General features: G+C 49.7%; 19 protein-coding genes. 11 read left to right on the forward strand and 8 right to left on the reverse strand.

Annotated elements, in window-relative coordinates:
* Positions 1-214: 214 nt before the first annotated feature.
* Complete coding sequence (locus GA004_RS12550; protein WP_283394213.1) at positions 215-1,708, reverse strand: Gfo/Idh/MocA family protein; 1,494 nt, start codon at positions 1,706-1,708, stop codon at positions 215-217.
* A gap of 214 nt (positions 1,709-1,922) precedes the next feature.
* Complete coding sequence (locus GA004_RS12555; RefSeq protein ID WP_283394214.1) at positions 1,923-2,123, reverse strand: hypothetical protein; 201 nt, start codon at positions 2,121-2,123, stop codon at positions 1,923-1,925.
* 155 nt (positions 2,124-2,278) lie between these two features.
* Between GA004_RS12555 and GA004_RS12560 the strand changes: the two genes are divergently transcribed.
* The 3 genes from GA004_RS12560 to GA004_RS12570 all read left to right on the forward strand — a co-directional run bounded on the left by GA004_RS12560 (position 2,279) and on the right by GA004_RS12570 (position 5,556).
* Complete coding sequence (locus GA004_RS12560) at positions 2,279-3,736, forward strand: sulfatase family protein (RefSeq protein WP_283394215.1); 1,458 nt, start codon at positions 2,279-2,281, stop codon at positions 3,734-3,736.
* Between the two features lie 47 nt (positions 3,737-3,783).
* Positions 3,784-4,005 carry a sulfatase-like hydrolase/transferase gene (locus GA004_RS12565; RefSeq protein WP_283394216.1) on the forward strand — a complete coding sequence of 74 codons (222 nt, stop codon included), beginning with the start codon at positions 3,784-3,786 and terminating at the stop codon, positions 4,003-4,005.
* 165 nt (positions 4,006-4,170) lie between these two features.
* A complete protein-coding gene (locus GA004_RS12570) occupies positions 4,171-5,556 on the forward strand; it encodes a sulfatase-like hydrolase/transferase (protein WP_283394217.1) in 1,386 nt (461 codons plus the stop codon).
* A 158-nt stretch (positions 5,557-5,714) separates the two neighbouring features.
* Here GA004_RS12570 and GA004_RS12575 read toward each other — a convergent pair whose 3' ends face one another.
* Together GA004_RS12575 and GA004_RS12580 are read right to left on the reverse strand one after the other, a co-directional pair.
* The gene (locus tag GA004_RS12575) at positions 5,715-6,149 is read right to left on the reverse strand and encodes a CopD family protein (RefSeq protein ID WP_283394218.1); all 435 of its coding nucleotides are present in this window, start codon (positions 6,147-6,149) and stop codon (positions 5,715-5,717) included.
* Positions 6,150-6,163: 14 nt separating this feature from the next.
* Positions 6,164-6,409 (reverse strand): hypothetical protein, encoded by a 246-nt coding sequence (locus tag GA004_RS12580; RefSeq protein WP_283394219.1) that lies wholly within the window; start codon positions 6,407-6,409, stop codon positions 6,164-6,166.
* A 275-nt stretch (positions 6,410-6,684) separates the two neighbouring features.
* Here GA004_RS12580 and GA004_RS12585 point away from each other — a divergent pair, with 275 nt between their 5' ends.
* The 8 genes from GA004_RS12585 to GA004_RS12615 all read left to right on the forward strand — a co-directional run bounded on the left by GA004_RS12585 (position 6,685) and on the right by GA004_RS12615 (position 15,547).
* On the forward strand, positions 6,685-7,707 hold the full coding sequence (locus tag GA004_RS12585) for a ThuA domain-containing protein (protein WP_283394220.1): 1,023 nt from the start codon (positions 6,685-6,687) through the stop codon (positions 7,705-7,707).
* A 283-nt stretch (positions 7,708-7,990) separates the two neighbouring features.
* The gene (locus tag GA004_RS12590) at positions 7,991-8,881 is read left to right on the forward strand and encodes a hypothetical protein (protein WP_283394221.1); all 891 of its coding nucleotides are present in this window, start codon (positions 7,991-7,993) and stop codon (positions 8,879-8,881) included.
* A gap of 137 nt (positions 8,882-9,018) precedes the next feature.
* Entirely contained in the window at positions 9,019-9,144 is a 126-nt protein-coding gene (locus GA004_RS18005) for an FAD-dependent oxidoreductase (RefSeq protein ID WP_343218805.1), read from the forward strand.
* 574 nt (positions 9,145-9,718) lie between these two features.
* Positions 9,719-10,504 carry a bacteriorhodopsin-like gene (locus GA004_RS12595; RefSeq protein WP_283394222.1) on the forward strand — a complete coding sequence of 262 codons (786 nt, stop codon included), beginning with the start codon at positions 9,719-9,721 and terminating at the stop codon, positions 10,502-10,504.
* 32 nt (positions 10,505-10,536) lie between these two features.
* Complete coding sequence (locus tag GA004_RS12600; protein WP_283394223.1) at positions 10,537-11,445, forward strand: polyprenyl synthetase family protein; 909 nt, start codon at positions 10,537-10,539, stop codon at positions 11,443-11,445.
* Positions 11,446-11,483: 38 nt separating this feature from the next.
* Positions 11,484-13,796: a phytoene desaturase family protein gene (gene crtI / locus GA004_RS12605; protein ID WP_283394224.1), complete on the forward strand. Its 2,313-nt coding sequence runs from the start codon at positions 11,484-11,486 to the stop codon at positions 13,794-13,796.
* Positions 13,797-13,799: 3 nt separating this feature from the next.
* On the forward strand, positions 13,800-14,498 hold the full coding sequence (locus tag GA004_RS12610) for a lycopene cyclase domain-containing protein (protein ID WP_283394225.1): 699 nt from the start codon (positions 13,800-13,802) through the stop codon (positions 14,496-14,498).
* Positions 14,495-15,547 (forward strand): Brp/Blh family beta-carotene 15,15'-dioxygenase, encoded by a 1,053-nt coding sequence (locus GA004_RS12615; RefSeq protein ID WP_283394226.1) that lies wholly within the window; start codon positions 14,495-14,497, stop codon positions 15,545-15,547. Before GA004_RS12610 ends, GA004_RS12615 begins: the two co-directional genes overlap by 4 nt.
* A 327-nt stretch (positions 15,548-15,874) precedes the next feature.
* On the opposite strand, the gene GA004_RS12620 is transcribed toward GA004_RS12615, so the two are convergent.
* The 4 genes from GA004_RS12620 to GA004_RS12635 all read right to left on the reverse strand — a co-directional run bounded on the left by GA004_RS12620 (position 15,875) and on the right by GA004_RS12635 (position 20,911).
* On the reverse strand, positions 15,875-17,053 hold the full coding sequence (locus tag GA004_RS12620; RefSeq protein ID WP_283394227.1) for a glycosyltransferase family protein: 1,179 nt from the start codon (positions 17,051-17,053) through the stop codon (positions 15,875-15,877).
* 945 nt (positions 17,054-17,998) lie between these two features.
* Complete coding sequence (locus tag GA004_RS12625) at positions 17,999-19,219, reverse strand: CobW family GTP-binding protein (RefSeq protein WP_283394228.1); 1,221 nt, start codon at positions 19,217-19,219, stop codon at positions 17,999-18,001.
* Positions 19,220-19,349: 130 nt separating this feature from the next.
* Positions 19,350-19,778, reverse strand: coding sequence for a sulfatase-like hydrolase/transferase (locus tag GA004_RS12630; protein WP_283394229.1), 429 nt, complete (start codon positions 19,776-19,778; stop codon positions 19,350-19,352).
* A complete protein-coding gene (locus tag GA004_RS12635) occupies positions 19,778-20,911 on the reverse strand; it encodes a Gfo/Idh/MocA family protein (RefSeq protein WP_283394230.1) in 1,134 nt (377 codons plus the stop codon). The genes GA004_RS12630 and GA004_RS12635 overlap by 1 nt, the downstream gene beginning before the upstream one ends.
* Between the last annotated feature and the right edge of the window lie 12 nt (positions 20,912-20,923).

Raw genomic sequence — 20,923 nt, forward strand, 5'->3', positions numbered from 1 at the left:
GTCGAGGAAAAGGGCACTACGAACGACCTTCATTGCCGGATCAAAAGGCTTCACCCTATTTCCCGCCTGCCAAAACTGGATAGACTATAACTTAGGGTCTTTGCTCATGCCAACAATGTCTCCGTAGTTGACCGAGTATGCCAAAGGATGCACCATATGGCCATAATTAAAGCCCTCGGACTGAGGCAGCGCCCCTATCAAAACTGTATGGAAATTACGCTTTGCTTAGTTTAAAATCCCATTCTTTACGGTATTCCTTGTTGATGAGACTATTCGCTTTCCGGCTGTTCTTGAAGCGCAGGTTCGGGCCATCCCAAGCGAGCTTCTTTCCTGGGAATCCCAGGCAGACATTGCCCAGCTGAATCGTCTCGGTGAATGGGCCGGCGTACTTGAAATTTGAGCCTGGGTAGTCGTAAGGTTTGTTGCCAATGGCAGCCTCGCGGAATTCCGTATGGTGGCCGATCGAAGGCTCATAAACACGGGCGGGGCGATGGTCGCCAGTCTTTTCCTTGAGTTCCATGGCGACGGCGCGATGAGCTTCGTTTGGAATTATGCGAGAGCTATCACCGTAGTCACCCGTCACCAACAGCGTGTTCTTCGTCCCGACGTACAGGTTACCCGAGTTCGCAAGCTCCGCTCCTTGAGCGATTTCCTCCAGCCGCTCATGGCGGCGCGGCTTACCGTTCTTGTCCGTGTAAGCATTGTCCGTTCCGTCGTACCAGAAGACGTCGAAGCCAGGACGCTTGTCCGTAGATCCAAAGGTCCACTTCAAAGTGGAGCCTTTGGGAAAGGCGGCATGGGTCAAGGTGTCGACATTGAGCGCTTCAACATGGGTCGGATAGCCTGGGTCGAGCGACATGAAAATCGAGTCCATGGTGTGGCACGCCATGTCGGCCAAGGCACCACCGCCAAAGTCGAGCCACCCACGCCAGTTAAAGGGGAGATAAGCACCGCCGCGCTTCCTTGCCCGCCCCGCGTCAAGTCCGCGATCGCCCAGGTAGGGTCGGTCAGCAGCTGGGCCGAGCCAGTTTTGCCAGTCAAGCGTTTCCGGTGCCGGGTCCCCACCCTTCGGAAGCTCAAATCCCTGGGGCCAAACGGGACGGTTGGTGAAACAATGAATTTCTTTAATATCACCCAGGTGTCCCCCTTGGACATAGGCCGCTATCTGGCGATTGCCTTCGTTGGCGTGACCCTGGTTGCCCATCTGCGTCGCTAGCTGGTAGCGATCACACGCGTCCGCCAGCTGGCGAGCCTCCCAAACCGTGTGGGTTAGGGGCTTCTGCGTAAAAACGTGCTTGCCATGCTCAAGTGCCAGGACGGTCGCTGGATAGTGGCTATGGTCGGGTGTGCCGATCATGACCGCATCAAAACTGTCGGCTGCCTTGTCGAACATCTCGCGGTAGTCCTGGAAACCCTTTGCCGCTTTCCAATGCTTCGCTAGCCAACTATTTCCGTCTTTTTCCATCGCTGCAATGCCCTTCGGGATGTTAGTGTAGCGGCTGGAATCGACATCGCAGTACGCCCCGCAAATATCGCCATGGCTGATGGTATCGTTGATATGGCGACTGTTGATGCCCCCTACGCCGATAAACGCGACGCGCAGCTTGTCGCCCTTGGCCTCAGCACTGAGAATGGCAGGTGCACCGAGTATCCCTACGCCGGCTGCAGTTGAAGTTTTGATGAATTGACGACGTGTTAATTTGCTCATGGGTAGATGCAGTTTGGGTTGTTAGAAAGTTTAATGGGTCCGCTTCGACACCGTAAAAGACAATGAAATGGAACTATGAGCCTTTAACTTGGCCAAACAATCCCTCCTTGGCAAGTTGCGAAATCGCAGTTTTTGAGTTTCCACTAAGAAGCCATCGCTCCAATTCTTGTCCGCACAACCCGCCCAACGTCTGTCGCAGGCGTTGCCCCTACAATCACATCGATGAGCCACAAATAACCCAGCGGGGCATCTCGGCCTTCCGAATGGTGGCCTCACGCTTGATGCGGGATCGAAAATCTCCCAGGAATTGCCAGTGGGTCGGCTGGTCGAGATCTACTTCCGCCATGACAACGGTACCCCACTCGTCTGCCTCCGCAACACGAACTCCGTTACGGGCCCATACCGCAGTCTTCATCCAATTGAATTCATGATCGCTGTAAGTGGAGAAAATTAAGAATACTCCATTCTCTGCACAGAGAACACATATGATTCGATTAAGGGATTGATGAATGTACTGGATGAATCAAATCTGTGGTATCTGTAGTTCTAAAACCTCAAACCAAGTTTAGTTTGATAAAATATATCTCTTTTGTAATTGCTCTTTTAATTTTAAACGCCGCGTTCTGTCAGGATCGTCCGAATATCGTTTGGATTGTGGTCGACGACATGTCTTCTCACTTTGGATACCAGGGAGAGCCGCTTGCCACGACGCCTCGAGTCGATCGCCTTGCCAAAGAGGGCATTGTCTTCAGTCGAGCCTATGCGACGGCACCGGTTTGCTCTACCTTTCGCTCCGCGATGATCACCGGCATGTACCAGACGACGATCGGGGCTCACCATCACCGGAGTTCGCGGGGCGAGCTGAAGATCGAACTGCCGAGAGGCGTTCGTACGATCCCAGAGCTATTTCGTGAAGCAGGCTATTTCACAACAATCACTGATGCCTCCGGAAAGAGAAACGGGAAGCAAGACTACGACTTCGTTTATAAACCGTCGGACCTCTACGATGGGATCGATTACAGTCAGCGGAAGAATGGTCAGCCGTTCTTCGCCCAATTTCATCTCCGTGGTGGGAAAATCCGCAATAGCGAACAAGGCTATAAGGCTGCTATGGCGGACATGAATTTGCGGGTTGAACGCAGCGCGGTGACCTTGCCTCCTTACTATCCCGACCACCCTGTGATTCGCGAGGATTGGGCTCAGTATCTCGATTCGGTGAACTACACCGATATCGAAGTCGGTCGCATTCTGTATCGCCTGGAAAAGGATGGCTCTCTCGAAAATACGATTGTCTTCTTTCTGACCGACCACGGTATCAGTCACGCTCGAGGAAAGCAATTCCTCTATGAGGAGGGAATTTTAATTCCGTTTGTGGTCTGGGCGCCGGGCCTGCTTCCTCAAGGAAAGGTTCGGGATGAGTTCATCGCCCACATCGACCTAGGAGCGACCTCACTTCAACTTGCAGGTATTCCGATTCCCAAAAGCATGCAGGGCCGCCCGCTTTTCGGCCCCGATGCCGAACCGCGCGATTATGTCGTCTCGGCACGGGATCGCTGTGATGAAACGGTCGATCGTATTCGTAGCATTCGGAAGGGGGATTTCAAATACATCCGTAATTTCTATCCTCAGCGTCCTTACCTTCAGCCCTGCGCCTACAAGGACGCCAAACCTTTTATGCCGATTCTGCGCGAGCTCTACGCGGCGGGAAAGCTGAACGAGGCTCAGTCCCTCCAGCTTGCTGAAATCCGTCCGGAAGAGGAACTCTACGATCTGACTCAGGACCTATGGGAAATTAATAACCTCGCGGAGGATCCGGCGTATCAGGATAAGCTCTCAGACTTTCGCGCCTTGCTTGGTCGTTGGGTGATGGATACCGATGACAAGGGCCGCTATCCCGAGTCAATCGAATTGTACGACAGCGATATGGCGCCTTACCTGAAGACATTGAAAAGTAGAAAACCGGAATCGGCGGCTAAGGTGGAGGCGAATATCGAATTGATGAAAACGTGGAGGATGGAAGGGAAGTAACCCAGCGATTTTGCAATAGGTTCCTCTGAATCTTTCACGCTTATAGAATGAAACGCTCGCTAACACAGCCTCTAGTTCTGTTTTCTCTTGTTCTGTCAGGATTCCTCATTGCGGATGATCGCCCAAATATCATCTTTTTCCTCACGGATGACCAACGTCACGATACGCTAGGCTGCGCGGGAAATCCAATAGTGGAAACGCCAACCATCGATAAGCTCGCCGCGCAGGGAGCGGAGTTCACGAAGATAAGCGGGATTAGGTTTTATTGATGAACAGAATGCACTTCGCTTGCTGTATACCGCGTTTCGCGTTAGTTTGATAAAACCTTTTGGAAATTCTCATCATGGTCCTGTTGAAAAATGTTGGTATAGAGGCGGTTTCTTTGTGAGTTTTGTCTGGAACCCTATCGAGGCTCATCGGTATACTTTAATTCGATGAAACTGATTTTTAATGGGATCTGCAGATTTAGATTGCTCACATACGTTGTAGCGGTGGTAGGCGTGGGCCAAGTTTCTTCGGCTAACTCATCTCCTAATATCGTATTCATCCTGAGTGATGATCAGGCGTGGACCGACTATGGTTTTATGGGACATCCGGATATCAAGACGCCACATCTGGATAAGTTGGCCGAGAACAGTCTTGTATTCGAGCGTGGATACGTTGCGGCTCCACTTTGCCGACCATCCTTGGCATCCATGGCGACGGGATTGTTTCCATTTGAGCATGGCGTTGCGGGTAACGATGTGGATGGGCGGAATAATCGGGCTGAGTTGGACGTTCCCGTGCGTGAGGCGTTTCACGGGTACCCGAGTTTTATCAAGCTTTTAACTGCGAATGGATACCTCTCGCATCAATCAGGGAAGTGGTGGGAAGGTTCCTACTCGGATGGCGGCTTCACCCATGGCATGACGCACGGCGATCCGGAACGCGGTGGCAGGCATGGTGATGAAGGGTTGAAGATCGGGCGCGAAGGGATGGCTCCGATAACGGATTTTATCGACAAGGCTACTGAAGCAGAGAAACCGTTCCTCGTTTGGTATGCGCCTTTCCTTCCCCACACGCCGCACAACCCGCCGGAGCGTTTGCTGAAAAAGTATCGAAAGCCCGGTCGGGCCGAGGATGTCGCCAAGTACTTTGCCATGTGCGACTGGTTCGACGAAACTTGCGGCGAATTGCTCGGGTACTTAGACGAGAAATCGCTTACTCAAAATACAATGGTCATTTATATTTGCGACAACGGCTGGGCGGCAAAAAGTACAAACGCTGCGGACCCGGATCAGGCCGTGTGGAAGGGATTCGCCCTTCGCTCGAAAGGTTCGCCTTACGAAAATGGTATCCGCACGCCCATTATGCTCTCTTGGCCAGGCCGGGTGGAGCCGTCTCGCTCACCTCAATTAGCGCATGCGATAGACCTCTTCCCTACGATAGCCGCTGCCGCAGGTCTGAAAGCCCCTGCCAATCTGCCTGGAGTTAACTTGCTCGATGAGGCGGCGAGAAAGAAACGCAAGACCGTTTTCGGAGTCACAAACTCGATTCATAACATGACGCTCGGCAAGCCCAATGAGACGCTACAATACCTCTGGTGCGTGGAGGGTGCTTGGAAACTTATGCTTCGTTATTCCGGCGAAGACACCACGAGATACAAAAATGTGCATATCTGGGATACCGCACCGGTTCGACTTTTCAACCTAGTGGATGACCCATATGCTAACGATGATCTTGCTTCATCGTACCCGGGAGTCGTGGAACGATTGAAAAAGAGGATCGAGAACTGGCACGATGTGGACAGCCATTTAAGGGAATCGTTATCGGAACGCTAGTTTTGTAATTTAAATTTAGATACAAACGAAAATAAAAGGTAGACAGGAAACGTCTGGAGCACTGATGAAACCGAGGAGAATCGTGAGGGTTGGGTGACGAAGCGAACAATGTTAAAAACGCCCCCAACCCAATTGAGGGTTTTAGTTTGAGTAAGTGCTCACATCGGCTTGCCGATGACTAGGTAGACGACGATGATCAGTCCGACCAGCGGGATCTCGTTAAACCAGCGCAATGCGGTCGAGGACCACGACAACGCTTCCCGCTCGGCTTTCTTAACCATGCGGAACGTCCAGTGATTGTAGCCAATGAACAGCACGACGAGAAAAGTCTTCGCATGCAGCCAGCCCTGACCTGAAAAGTAGCCCATGGAAATTCCAATCCAAACGCCCGAAAGGATGGCGAGTACCGACATGACGTTGCCGAACATGAAAAGCTTTCGGGCCATGATATAGAGCCGCTCCACGCCTTGGCCGGCGGCCTTGCCCTCTACGAGATGCACCAGAATGCGTGGAAGGTAAAAGAGGCTGACCATCCAGGCCATGACCATGACCAAGTGAATCGTTTTCGTCCAAAGATAGAGATGTCCCGACATAGCGTTTTCGAATTTTAGTATTTACTAATGGCCGCAAACTCAATCCGCAACCCTAGAGACTGCCTAACCTGCGAATCCCTTTTAGTCCCGCGTTGCTTGCCAAGCGAAGCACGGATCCAACCCACCATACCCGCTCCGGGAACGCGGGATCCATGCGTCGCCGAGATGCTGAACGAGCCAATCGTTGTCACTTTCGAACCTGCCCCCAATTTGGACGCCCCATCGCGGACATCACCGGAGAGAACGTCTACGAGACCCACCCTACAGGATTGATTGCACTGCAAATACATGGCATAAAAAGGGCCGCGTGAATTCGCAATGGCCTGGAGAAGTCTAAAAATTCGACCACTTGAGTAATAAGGATTTGTTAAAACACAGAGTGCAGAACGGATGGATATTAAATACTTATTCCCTCCGAAGCATTCGCGAGTCCGCAAAAAGACCTGACATCCGAACACTTGTACCGGACGAAGAAACACATTCATTCCCCATAAACAACTCGCCCATCACAAAAACCTCCGTTTTAGTTACCAATATGAAGATCCTAAAACGCCTCATTCAATCCCGGAAGAACTCCGTTGCCACAGTTGCAGCGATAGCCCTCGCAGCGTTCGCCCTCTTCTCGACTGCCTGCAGCGATTCCGCCAATGAGATGGCTGAATTGGCCGAACCGACCAAGATCGTTTTCATCTCCGGCGTGCCGAGTCACCCATCCGGTCAGCACGAATTTAGAGCGGGCGTCATTCTGCTCGCCCGAGCGCTTGAGGTGCAGAGTGGGCTTCCCGTGGAAGTAGCTATCGCTCACCACGGGTGGCCCGAAGACGAATCCATCTTCGACGACGCCAAAGCGATCATAATCTACTCCGACGGAAACGCCAGGCACCCCGTTAACGAACACGAAGCCAAGATGGACGAATTGGTCAGCAATGGCGTCGGCCTCATGTGCATGCACTACGGAGTCGAAGTCCCTAAGGGCGAACAGGGGGAATACTTTAAGAAGTGGATCGGCGGACACTACGAGGCCGCTTACTCCGCAAACCCGCACTGGACGGCGGAAGTCGAACTCAATGCCGATCACCCCATCAGCCGGGGCGTCCCCGGATTCAGTGCCAATGACGAGTGGTACTACAACATGCGCTGGGCTACGCCGAAAACTGCAGCCGATATCCTAACTGGTATTCCCACCCGGGAAAATATCAATCGCTATGTTCATTGGAATCAATTCGCTGAAAAACTTCTCGGCACCAAGCAGACAATGATGTGGGCAGTCGAACGACCCGACGGCGGTCGCGGTATCGGCTTCACCGGCGGCCACTGGCACCGCAACTGGGCCATCGATGATTTTCGTAAAGTCGTTCTCAATGCCATCACCTGGGTGGCCGGCCTAGAGGTCCCTGAGAACGGAGTCTCATCTGAGGCCATCACCGAAGCGCAGCTCAACGAAAACCTCGACGAGAAGAAGGAGATGGTCCAGGTCGCCTTGCCTTCGGCAGGTGACCTTACTCAACCCGCTGCTAAGCCCGTCCCCTACAAGTGGCCTGGCGTGCCTAAACCTTAATCCGAGGTCAAAGGCCGCAAAACCGAGGGATCGACGGTGCCACTACACTCCCCGCATCAAATCGGACCGATTGAATTTCCTATCATTAAGCAGGATTGATTCATCGTAGTCTCGAAGGAATAGAAAAACATCAATCTCTGAATGTCACAGCGTCAAAAGCTTTTTCTTATTTAGTTGCAACAAAAACGTAGTGTCTATTTTGCTACGCTGGGTTATGAAAGGACTATCAAATGAAAAAAACTTTTGGTTCGGAAAACCCGAGTGAAACCGGACTAAATCGCATTTGAATGAAATAATAACCGCTGAAAGTTTGAGAGTGAACAAATTTAGTAAAAAGCTTTTTGAATTAACCATGGGTCAATCAGCAGAAGGAGCTGTACGCATGGGAACCATAGTTTTTGCAGTTACAGGATTCTTCCTTCATCTTACGCTCTGGTTATTGCATACAACAGGGAAGGTAATCATAGTCGGGGATGCGTCTGAATTAGTTCGTTCCCCGCTTTCAACACTATACACCCCATTTTCGATATTGCTAATCTATGAGGTTTATCAGCTCATAAGGGCAATTCCAGAGTCTTTCTCATCGTCGATTGGGAAACAATATGAAGTGGCCACGTTACTCGTGGTAAGAGATCTTTTCAAACGACTCGCTGATTTAGAGGCCTCCGAAGGTTGGAAGGTAAGTGAAGATTTAGGATTTTTTTTAATCGAGAGTGTAACCTTCTTAGCTCTTTTTTATACTTCGCTAAGCTTTTACAGACAGAAAAGCATTGGATCCAAGTTCGAAGGTATTGTGGCTGACGCTAAAATCTTCATCGGTACCAAGCGAATGATCGCGAACCTAATGCTTATTGTCTTCGTTATGACTGCAGGTCATGCTTTTTGGGAATGGGTCGTTGAAGTGCAGTCGGGTCGAGGCTCTGTAAGCAGCACAATATTCTTCTTAGACTTCTTCACCTTTTTGATTCTGGCTGACATTCTTATATTACTGATTTCGTACTGGAGCAATACTGATTTTGGAAGTCTGGCTAGAAATACCGGATTTGTCCTATCGACAGTTATAATTCGCGTTGCGATCTCCTTTGAGGGCGTATCAGCAATGATACTTTTTACGCTCAGTAGTATTTTGGGAATCGCGATTATAAAGATGTTCGCTCCGAGCAAAGCAGTTTAGACGTGAAATCTAATTCTGAATTTTGTACAAATTTCGCCAAAGGATTATCTAATAGTAGGACCCAAATTGAGTGGTGAAGTAGCAAGTTCGCCCTTTCCAGTTTTGGCTCAGATGAAGTAAGGTTAGATGATGGTAAGATGTTTATCGATGCCACCTACGAAGGCGACCTTTTGGCTGCTGCCAACGTGTCCTATCGCGTTGGGCGCGAACCGTCGACGGCTTTTGGGGAGTCGCTTGGAGGCCCATGGCGGAAGGTGTCGTAGAAAAACGTCTACCAGTTCTGTCGCTTGCCGATCAGCCTTTTTATTGTACCGGGCGACCCGACATTACGTCTCCTTCCAGAGGTTTCGCCGCACCCTCCTGGTGAACCGGGCGATGGTGATTACCGTGTGCAGGCATACAATTTTCGGCCGATTTTCTCTGATCCGGAGTGGTAAAAAGGTTCCCAGTTCCATAAGCCCAAAGAACTGCAGTCTTTTCTGTGGTTAGTTGATGAATCTCTATTCACTTCACAGCCATCTTTCATCTCGCGGTCCGGGCCATTCAAATTTTTATCTAAAATGGGGAATCAAGTGGATTTCCTATCAATCAACGCCTCGTTTTGCCACTTGCCAGGGCCAAACGACGTCACCATCCTCCACCTAATTTCAGTCACCCAACCTTGAATTTCATATCAATAATCGGAACAATTGAATTTCGTATCAAAAAAATAACTTGAATCAATCAATGTACGTGGATTGGATGTTTTAAAATCCCTGACACTTGATGACACGTTATGACACGCATTACGTGCAAAGGCGTTTCGTATTCCATTCCTAAATCCAATAATCAAACAAAATGTCTAGTAAAAAAATATCATTCACATTACTCAGCACACTGTTTTTACCAGTGTTTGCTTTTGGCGACGCCCATTCTGCTGGGGATGTTGCTCACAGTGGTTCACTACACCCGAGTGATTTCGTTGGCGTCAGCTTCTGGCTAGCGACTGCGATCATGCTTGCTGCTACAGTATTTTTCTTTGTCGAACGCGATCGCGTCAAAGGCAAATGGAAAACTTCCCTCACAGTTGCAGGTCTCGTTACGGGTGTTGCTTTTTGGCACTACCTGTACATGCGTGACGTTTGGGTTGAGACAGGATCTAGCCCGACTGTTTTCCGCTACATTGATTGGTTAATAACTGTGCCACTGCAAATAGTGGAGTTTTACTTGATTCTCGCCGCTGTGACAGTAGTCGGCGTGCGGGTCTTCTGGAAGCTCTTGATCGCATCACTGGTGATGCTGATTGGTGGTTACCTAGGTGAAGCTGGTTACGTAAACGCAACACTTGGTTTTGTTGTGGGTATGGCAGGCTGGCTATACATCATCTATGAAATCTTCAAAGGTGAAGCCTCACAGGTTAATGAAGGTAGCGGTAACGTGGCTTCTCAGAAAGCCTTTAAGACCATTCGTCTCATTGTTACCGTTGGTTGGGCTATTTACCCTATCGGTTACTTCCTTGCTTACATGGGCGGAGGCAGTAACGACAGCGAAACATTGAATATAGTTTATAACCTTGCTGACTTAGTGAACAAAGCTGCTTTTGGACTCGCAATTTGGGTAGCTGCTACCAGTGACAGTGAATAGTGTGTCGTAAAAATTACTAATTTTTACACACTATGGATTTGAAAGCCTCAGCCCTGGGCCGCCTTGAGGGGCGGCTCAGGGCTTGTTTTTTCAGTGATTCTACACTGGCCGATTTTTCGGATGATCCATATTTTTGGTCTGGTCAGAACATACGCGGCAAAATTTGTTTAGACCTAGGCGCGGCCTACAAGCTGCCCGAGGACATACTATTAGATATAGCTGCCTCGACGCAGTTACTGCATGATGCGAGCCTCATACACGATGACCTCATAGACGAGGATACTGAGCGCAGAGGTTGTGCGGCGATCTGGAAAAATTACGGGAAAGCGAAAGCAATTCTGATAGGCGATTTACTCATCTCAAAAGCTTACGATATCGCTACCTATTCGAAGGTATCTGATGCCACCAAGGTGCTTTGGACTAGTGAGATATCTGTAGCCGTCAATTCCGCGGTATCTGGTGCCGTGGCAGAGCTAGAATTCGATGCCCACAATAAGCAGCTGATATTAGGAAATTATTACCGTATGGCGTCTCTTAAAACCGGCGCCCTGTTTGCTTTACCAGCACGCTGTATAGCATTAACTGCTAAACAGCTAGATGACGTGGATCGTCTGAACACAATATTTCTTAACCTAGCAGTGGCTTATCAGATAAAAGACGACCAGAGTGACTTTCTCGGCACTAAATCGGGGCGAGAGTATTCATCGGACCTAAAAAATGGTCGCCCCAATTTATACCACATCTTAGCCAACAATGGTATGTCTACCGACAAATGCTTTGATTACATTAATGACTATCAACAGTCCTTAGTTGCAGATTCAGTTCAGCTTGCCAATTCATTACCTAAGCAAGTCTGTGTGATACTCAAAGAATTACTCATTCCTTTTATCGAACTCAAACCATTGCCATCGTCTAGTGGGCTACTGCAGGTCGGTACTTAGGCAGTAAGTCATAAAGGTTTGATAAGCTCTTTTTTGGCATGTCGCATCGCTCAAAAAATCGTCGAAGTGCGATAGTTGTCGGTGCAGGATTTGGTGGAATGGCGACCGCTTTACGGCTGCGCCGGATCGGTTATGCGGTGACCGTAATTGATAATAATCCAAAGGCGGGCGGACGGGCTCAGGTCTATGAAATCAATGGCTTTAAATTTGATGCAGGCCCTACTGTAATAACCGCACCTTTTTTGTTCGACGAACTCTTTACGCTGTTTCGGAAAAAGCGTGAGGACTACATCGAATTCTTACCCGTTGAACCTTGGTATAGGTTTGAGTTTTCCGATGGGTCTAAGCTCGATTATGGCGGCAGTATTGAAGATACCGTTTCAGAAATCAATCGCCTCTCTCCGGGAGAGGGAAAAGGATATGTCGACCTAGTTAACTTTTCTAAAAGAATATTCAAGGTGGGTTTTGAGAAACTATCAGACCAACCTTTCCACAAATTCTGGACCATGATCCGTCAGGTTCCTGCCCTACTGGCGCTTAAAAGCTATCTTTCAGTTTATAAACTGGTCTCGAGCTTTCTAAAAGATGAGCGCCTGAGGCGGGCATTTAGTATTCACCCATTGCTCGTTGGTGGTAACCCCATGAATACAACATCAATTTATTGCCTCATACACTATCTTGAGCGCAAGTGGGGGGTGTGGTTCCCTCAGGGTGGTACCGGGTCGCTAGTTGATGCATTGGTCTTACTGATGCAGGAGGAGGGTATCCGACTGCAACTTAACTGTAGTGCGAATCAGGTTATAGTAGAGGATGGTAAAGCTGTTGGTATCAAAATGGCAGAGGGTCAAGAGAAGCGCGCTGACCTGGTTGTTTTTGATGCAGACCCAGCAAAAGTATACCGAGATTTAATCGACGAACAGCATCGCAATAAGTGGACGAATCGAAGGATCGATCAGCTCACTTATTCTATGGGGCTATTTGTTTGGTATTTTGGAACGAGCCGATCTTACCCAGAAGTAAAGCACCATACGATAATTATGGGCGAAACATTTAAGGACTTACTGGAAGAGATCTATGATCAAAAAGTTCTTTCTAATGACCTCAGCCTTTACCTGCATCGACCGGCAGCAACTGATAGAGCTATGGCGCCTGCCGGCGGAGATGCCTTTTACGTGCTTGCTCCAGTCCCGAACAAGCAGGCAGGCATTAATTGGAAAGAGGCAGGTGAAAGAATAAGATTACAGGTAGAGCAGCAACTAGAGAGCACCCTACTACCAGACTTGAGTACTTGTATCGAAGTTTCGCACCACGTCACCCCGGATGACTTTGAAGGCAAATTTAACACCCTGTGGGGATGTGGCTTTTCGATCGCTCCTTTGTTTACACAATCAGCATGGTTTCGCTTTCACAACAAGTCAGAGGAACTTGAAAATCTTTATTTCTGCGGTGCAGGCACTCACCCTGGTGCTGGAGTGCCAGGAGTCATCGCTTCGGCTCGTGTCGTAGAAAAACTTGTGCCACCGGCTAGAGATGATTGCATGAGCGATCTTAAGAAATTATTCTGTTCAAAGAGTAAGACTTTTTCACTGGCTTCATTACTTCTGCCTAAGGCTCAGGCAGATGCTGTTTTCCGCCTGTATTTCATTTGTAGAACGCTCGATGATTGGGCAGATGAAGGCAATGCGGGTTTGCTGCGAGATGCGATGGATGCATGGCAGAATAATCTACCTCATGACCTCTTGGACCATTATCGATTCCTTCAAGCCCGTTGGGGTCTAGACAGCAAACCTCTTACCGAACTCATGCAAGCTATGCTCATGGAGCAGCAGTCAGTGAGGATGAGTTCAGAAGCTCAACTGCTTGAATATTGTCATGGCGTGGCAGGCACAATTGGACTAATGCTCTGCCCAATTTTTGGGGTCAAAGATAAGAAAGCGCTTGAGCACGCTAATAATTTAGGGATCGCCATGCAATTAACCAACATTTGTCGCGATGTTTTTGAAGATGCTGAGAATGATAGAATCTACCTGCCTGCTGACTTGTTTTCTTCGGCACTCACGGCTGCAGATTTAACGTCGAGCGATTGCGATTCACGCGAAGCATGCACTGCTGCTAAAGTGCGTCTACTGCAAATGGCTGATGGATTATATACCCGTGCAGACGCGGGTATCGACTTCCTGCCATTGAGGATCCGTATTGTTGTGCGCTGGGCGTCCAGAATGTATTGCGAAATAGGTAATGTGATTCGTAATGAGCCAGAACATTTCCACGAAAATCGTGCTATAGTGAAGCAGCCAAAGAAAATATTTTTTTTGATCAAATGCATTACCCGCTCATTGTATAAAAAGTAATCAGTGAGCTATTTAAAGTTTCTTATTATTTTCGTTTGTTTGCCTTTGCTCGTCTCGCTCTGCGCCAAAAAACTGCTCACCAAGGTAAATAAACCTGAGTACCTGCCGATTGCTTTGATGGCCTTCGTGGCCTTGGTTTATACGACCCCCTGGGATAATTACTTAATTATGCGTGGTGTTTGGACCTATCCAACAGGAAGTGTCATTGGTGTTTTGGGATACGTGCCTATAGAAGAATATTTTTTTATGGTTCTTCAGGCTACCTTAGCGGGAGTGCTTTGGACTTCATGGGTACCCCACAGTCAATATATTAAACTCAGGCTTTCCTATACTGGTCTACTCATGGCGGTCTTGGTCGGTCTTGTCGGCGCTCTAAGCTTAATGCATACAGCAGGTACATACATTGGCCTTATTCTGGTTTGGGCTTGTCCGCCGCTAGCGCTACAGTGGGGCTTGGGTTCTCATACTCTGATTAAATCTTTTAAGACTTGGGCGCCGCTGTGGATTGGTTTGAGCATTTATCTATGTATAGCTGATTATTACGCGATATTTAAGGGGGTCTGGTCGATTACGCCAGCGACGCGCACAGGATGGGGCATCGGCCATTTACCGGTAGAAGAAATATTGTTTTTCACGCTGACTAATTTATTTGTACTCCAAGGTATGTGCCTTTGGCGTGCTTGGCGAGGGGATGCATCGTGAAGTGCGTCGAATGGAGCCCTGTGCCAGTCGTGCAGGCAGGTCAACATGCTGTGCTAAAAAGATATTCGTTAAGATTAATGGCGCTTAGTTTATTGTTTTTCGTGCCCTTAGCCGGCCTCGGTCTTAAGAGTGAAGAATGGCCAATATATCTGCAGCTACTGCCCCTTTTTATAAGCCTTTTTCTATTCGGGATACCACACGGCGGTGCGGATCATTTACTGTTATGGGGTATGCTGCGAAAGGACTCTTGGTATAGGCGCATCGCTACCTTGGCTCTCTACACTCTAACAGCCCTAGCTTATCTGACTTTTTGGGATTTCAATCCATCTACAGCAGCATTATTTTTCCTTGGATTAACAATTTTCCATTGGGGTCAAGGTGATCGATATATTTCAGTTCAAGTCCACCAAGCGACTTATCTTTGCCGCTCTAAGGCCCTCACTGCATTACATATTCTATCTAGGGGTAGCATACCCATTTTATTACCTGGCTATTTGGGCAATGATACCTATCGAAGCGTAATCGAGGCATTAGTGAGCAGCGGCGGGCAAGCGAGCTACCAAGCGGAGTGGGTCTCAAGTTATCCGCTGTTTTTTCTCCTGATCCCATTGGGACTGACTGCTTTGAGCTTGTTAGCAGCCTCGATTTATGTAAGCAAAGAAGAGATACGCCCCTTATGCATGGATAGCATCGAGAGTGTAGCCTTGTTCGGCTGGTTTTTGTTTATTCCCGCCTTGTGGGCGATTGGCTGTTATTTTGCACTGTGGCACAGTTTACGCCACACCTTGAGAATACTCTCGACCGATACTCTAGGAAGTCAGTTGTTGGATTCGAAGCAGTACCTTAAATTAAACATTCGCTGGCTACAGCTGACTGGTTTGATGACCTTAATTGCACTGATTGGAATGTGGATGATTTTCGCTCTACCCCTTACGGTCCGCGGTATCGAACTGGATTGGTTGGCCAAGGCTTTGATTGGTATATCGGTGTTGACACTCCCGCACACTGTAGTGGTTTGCTGTATGGATAGAATACAGCTTAGAGATTAAGATTATAAGCTCAGATATTTACTGTAGTAAATTTTGATTTTGGGTTTTAAAATTAATTGGAGTGTTTTCATTCTTCGTCAGCGACAATGGATATTATGTCGTATTGAATTTCCTATCAACAAGCTGCGCGTCTGGGTGCCGTCCCCGTGGACGGGGCACATTTTCCCTGCGCGCAGATTCTGATTCGAGGTTCGAGGCCCTTGCCGGCAAGCTCGTGGCGGACGTGGCCACCCTGGGCGACACGTGGGTGCGCCGCGTGCTCGCCCTCGAACCACTCGGCTGTAACAAGGGGCTGTGGTGGGCCATCAAACACGGAGCCTGCCCGGTTCAGTCCCACTTGCAGATATCGCGCGTGTGTATGTTGGTGCCGTGTGCGTGGAGGTTGTGTGCGTTTACCGCCACGGCCGTGGCTACATCCTCGAACATGTGCGAGCTGTACACGCCCTCAGAGCGCAGACAAGCGTCCACGCCTCTCCGGGACAGGAAGTAACCGCCCCCGGAGCAGTAATTCACAGTATGAACGAAAACAGGTTTTTCCTTGGACTTGTCCTTGCATTTTCCGTAGTGATACTTAGACCAGTGGGCCCGTGCGGAGACGAGATGCCCGGCGTAGTCCACGCGGTGCAGGGCGAGCGACGTGTACAGCTCGAACAGACGCTCGAAGTCGAAGACGATATCGTCGTCTGATTTCAGCACGTAGTCGATGTGCGGGTAGTGCGCCCGCACCCACCGAATGGCCTGGAATGTCTTCATCGGCAGGTCTTCATAATGATCCCCGCACTCCAGCTGGACTGTGTCGTTGTCGACCTCAGCTGTTTCGTGGCCGACAGATCCCACGAAGTACCTGTAAGGGAACGGCATGCTGCTCAAGTCTTGGCTCTGGCGTCGATGGCGGTGGGCGTGGCACGACAGCAGGATCATGAAGCAGCCGCCACCATACGCTACGGGCTTGTTCTCGATGGTGGACATGCCGTCCCGCTGCTTCCCCAGGCGCGGGAGCGCCGCGTACGTGCGATGCTCCTGTACTTGGAGAGCCTTCCACGTTTGGTCGACCGCAAAGGTGTCGGGGGGGCCGCCCAGCAGGTGGTCAACCGAGCGTTGGAACACGCGCCGCAAGTGTGGCACGAAGTGCTTTTTGAACATGAACCCGCACGTGGTCTGCCCATTGGACACGCGCGCCAGCGGCGGGGCCAACTCTCTGAGACGCACCAGCGGCATGTGGTATGACAGCAGCACCAGATCAAAGGGCATCTGGAGCATGCGGCCCATGTGCGTTACCACTTCATCCTTGGGCACCTCCCATTGAAAATCGTCTTCGAATACACACACTACGGTCTGCTCCAGGACCTCCGCTATGTCCAGGACGCGCAGCAAGCTCTGCGCCAGGCCGTACGCGCCGTTGGTGTGCTGGGTGGCGCGCAGCCGCATGGCATGGGGGAAGATAGGATTCAGCTCCGCTTCAATTTGGCGCCTCCTTTCCGCGGAGGAATCCAGGTTGATGTACAAGCATGCTACGTCGTGGAGAGTAGGCGTCATGTTGTTGTTATACGCGTTGAAAAATGCTGCCCATTATGTTTTTTGATTTGGCTTGCCATGTGCGCACGCGGAGATGACAGAGGGAGCGGAGCAGTACCAGGTGAGACTTGAAACCACTCGCCGCTATTTTTTTGGGGCGCTCCCAGGTTCGTTTCCCTCATCTCATCTCATCCATGCTGGCCTTTGTGACTACGCGACTGTGCCTTATTCTTCGTCAGCGACAATGGATATTATGTCGTATTGAATTTCCTATCAACGATAAGGTCAATGTTCCTTAGTCTGATCTTCAATTATAAAGTCTTTCCAATCGGTCATTCGCTCAAGTTCGTCAATAAAAACCATACTATCGGTTTAGTCATACGTCTCTGTACTTATCTAATTTTATTGATCTACGGTTGGGAATTGAAAACTAAACCTTAGTCCACTTAGCTACCTCTTGGCATGTAGAAAAAGTCATTCCCTACCGCTCCACAGCGTTACGACGAAAAATCTATACTACGAGAACTCAATTTTAACAACAAACAAAAGTGCTTACTTAAAAACTAATAATGTTGGTTAAGAAGACCTCTCGGGGATTAGGCATACGGATTATGGTGAGCGCACCGTCCGGATTGTACAGCACAGGGATCGCTGAGTTGTCGCCAAAGGCATATAAAACGGACCCCCTCATCCTGCAACTCGAACTTTAAACGCACGCACCCGACTCCTACCACGAATGAGTATCCGGTTCGGTGTCCAATGCACTGGAATGGGCGTATACGGAGGACCCTTTCGCAGCGGCCCGGATAAGCTCCTGGAATAAAGCTTTGGAAGCTTTCCGGGGTACTGAGCCAAAGGGTAGTCGTATTCGTATACCTGCACTCGACGGCGTAATGCCGGGGCACGTGACCTGACGTATCAACTGGAAAGATCCGGCTAATAAACCTTCCGCTCCTCTTCGATAATGAAACTTTCCAAGTCTCTCTCGATCTGAGCTCTGTCGAGGTCGATCCCGATAAATACGATTTCCTGGCGGCGATCCCCTGTTTTGTCATCCCATTTCCGCCAGACTTCCGCCGGGACCTGAGAGCGATCCATCTCTCCACTGCTGACTAACGCGTGTATCCATTTGCTAAGATGGTCGAATCGCAAAATATCGCCCGCCAGCGAAAGATAACCAACACGATCCGGCTCCCTGTCTGTCCACACGAAACCCTTTGCTCGCAGCAACCCCTGGATGCCGATTCTCAAAAAATTCACTAACTTGTCATGGCAAATCTGACGGCGCGATCGGAAAACGAATGCCATGAGACCAAAGTCTCCGTGATCATGAGCACCGACAGGTTTCGCCCCACCATTCGGCACTTGAGCCTTCCCTGAAAATTCCAAATCACAGCGCGAACTGCTGAATGTGCTTGAGATATCGAAACGCTCTTCCTCTAGCAACTGCTCAATTTCAACCTGCCCCTCGCTCGTCTTGAGTATCTCGGCCGAAGGACTGATTGCGGCAAGCGCATCCTCCGACCGTCGGATAGACTCCTCGCTCACGAGATCGGTTTTGTTCAACACAATCACACTCGCACACTCGACCTGCAAAGTCAGCAACTCGCTGAGTGGGCGGCGCGGATCGGAAAAGAGCAGCAACGAGCGACGCACCGGCTCATAGGTTTCCTTAATCTTCTTCACCCACCATTCGGCATCGATAAGCGTCACCAAATTTGAGATACGAACGAAGTCCAACGATGATACGCCTTCTTCGTCTCGACCCATCAAACTGGCAACGATGCGTTGCGGTTCCGCAATTCCGGTCGCCTCAACGATGATACAATCCGGCTTTCGCTTGGCCAACTCGACAACCGCTTCTCCGAACGCTCCTTGAATACCGCAGCAGATGCAGCCGTTGCTCAGCTCAACGACATCGTCAGAAGAACCAGAATCGACCTGAGTCACATCTCGTGCTAAGGTCGCATCGATATTGACCTCCCCTACATCGTTGACCAGTACCGACAAACGACGGCCCTTCGGATGACGCAACAAATGATTAAGCACCGTCGTCTTACCCGCGCCCAAGAAACCACTCAAAATGATGAGTGGAATCCGACCATCCGCCACGCCCCTATCAAAACTCGAATCAACTACGTCCGAAACTTTACTCATTCTTTTCTAAACAATAAAAACTCCGCCGTTCACTCTACTCATTTTCACGGACTAGCACAATGAGACGGGGTCGCCTCACCTGAACAACTCTCTTATTGCAAATAGCTTTCATTAAAATCAAGCCTTACTTTTACCAAGTAAGGTCAAATCCAAGATGCCACTTTCCGATCAGGACAGATTGATAATTACCCGCTTTGAGCACTTCGGGTATCGTTACCGCTGAATGGTTCAAAGAGAGTTTGGGTGCTCCCGATTTTGCCTCAGGTGCGGCTAACTGGGGCACACCCACGCTATGTGGATACCGACCGGTTAGCAATGCCGCTCGCGTGGGCGAACATATCGGCGCTGACGCATAGAAGCGAGATAAGCTTACCCCTTCCTTGGTCAATTGATCGAGATGCGGCGTGTCTATGTTTGAAGCCGGCCCTAGGTCTGCCCAACCCATATCGTCGGCAAGAATCACAATTATCTTCTGGGGCGGAGACGAGTCACCCTGTAGGGAGCAAGCGGATAGAATCAATTTCCCAACGAGAAGGTATTTGAATAGTTTATAGGTCACTACTTTTTAAATACGTTCACACGTTGGCCCGAATCAGCCGATGCATTTGCCGCTTCCAATATCTGAAGTACACGCAGGCCATCTGAAAAATCAGGTGCGATGGGCTGGCCTTTCGTAATCGCGATCAAGAAATCCGCTACCGCATGAACAAAGGTGTGCTCATAGCCGATTGCATGTCCCGGAGGCCACCACTTCCCGACGTAGGGATGCTCCGGCTCCGAAGCGAGAATGGTGCGATAGCCCCGCAAATGACTCGGATCTTCCTTCGAATAAAACTCAAGCCGAGTAAGATCCTCCAAGTCCCACCTAAGCGCTCCTTGACTTCCGAAAATTTCAAACTGATTGGCATTGCGTTGACCGGTCGCGAACCGGGTTGCCTCGAAAGAACCCAGTGCACCGCAGTCGAAGTTTACGAGCATCTGCGACGCATCATCCACATCGACTGCATCCATCGTTCTACTACCCTTTTCAATGGGTCGCTCGTTGACGAAGGTACGTTTCTGGCAATAGACGGAATCAATTTTTCCAACCAAGAAATGGGCTAGATCAACACTGTGGGAATTCAAATCCCCATGAGGTCCATAACCCGCGTGAGCTTTCTTCAGCTTCCAACCGATCGGTGCTTTCGGATCCACCAGCCAATGCTGCAGATACGCGCCACGCCAATGGCGAATCTCACCGATTCGTCCTTCTTCTATGATTTGCTTTGCCAGCGAAACGGCGGGACTGCGCCGATAATTGTAGTTTACGTAATGACGCACATTGGCTTTTTCAGCTTCACGGATCATTTCTTCGGCCGCTTGCACGGTTAGAGCCATCGGCTTTTCACAAAATATATGCTTTCCGCATTTCGCGGCCGCAATAGCGACCTCGGGTTGCAAGGATTGCGGTAGGGACAAGTCCACTACATCGACATCCTCTCTATCTACAACCGTCCGCCAGTCTATCGAAAATTCCTCGAACCCCCATCGTCGTGCGAACGCTTCGGTCTTCGCCGCATCGCGTCCGCAGACCACTTTCAGGATCGGATCCAACTTCGGTTCGAAAAAGGGCACAACCTGCCTCCAGGCATTGGCATGGGCCCGGCCCATGAACTCGGTTCCAATGAGAGCAATTCGTATTTTCTTCTTCATAATTTTGATGTG

The sequence above is a fragment of the Candidatus Pelagisphaera phototrophica genome (assembly GCF_014529625.1).
In the GTDB taxonomy this organism is placed as follows: domain Bacteria; phylum Verrucomicrobiota; class Verrucomicrobiia; order Opitutales; family Opitutaceae; genus Pelagisphaera; species Pelagisphaera phototrophica.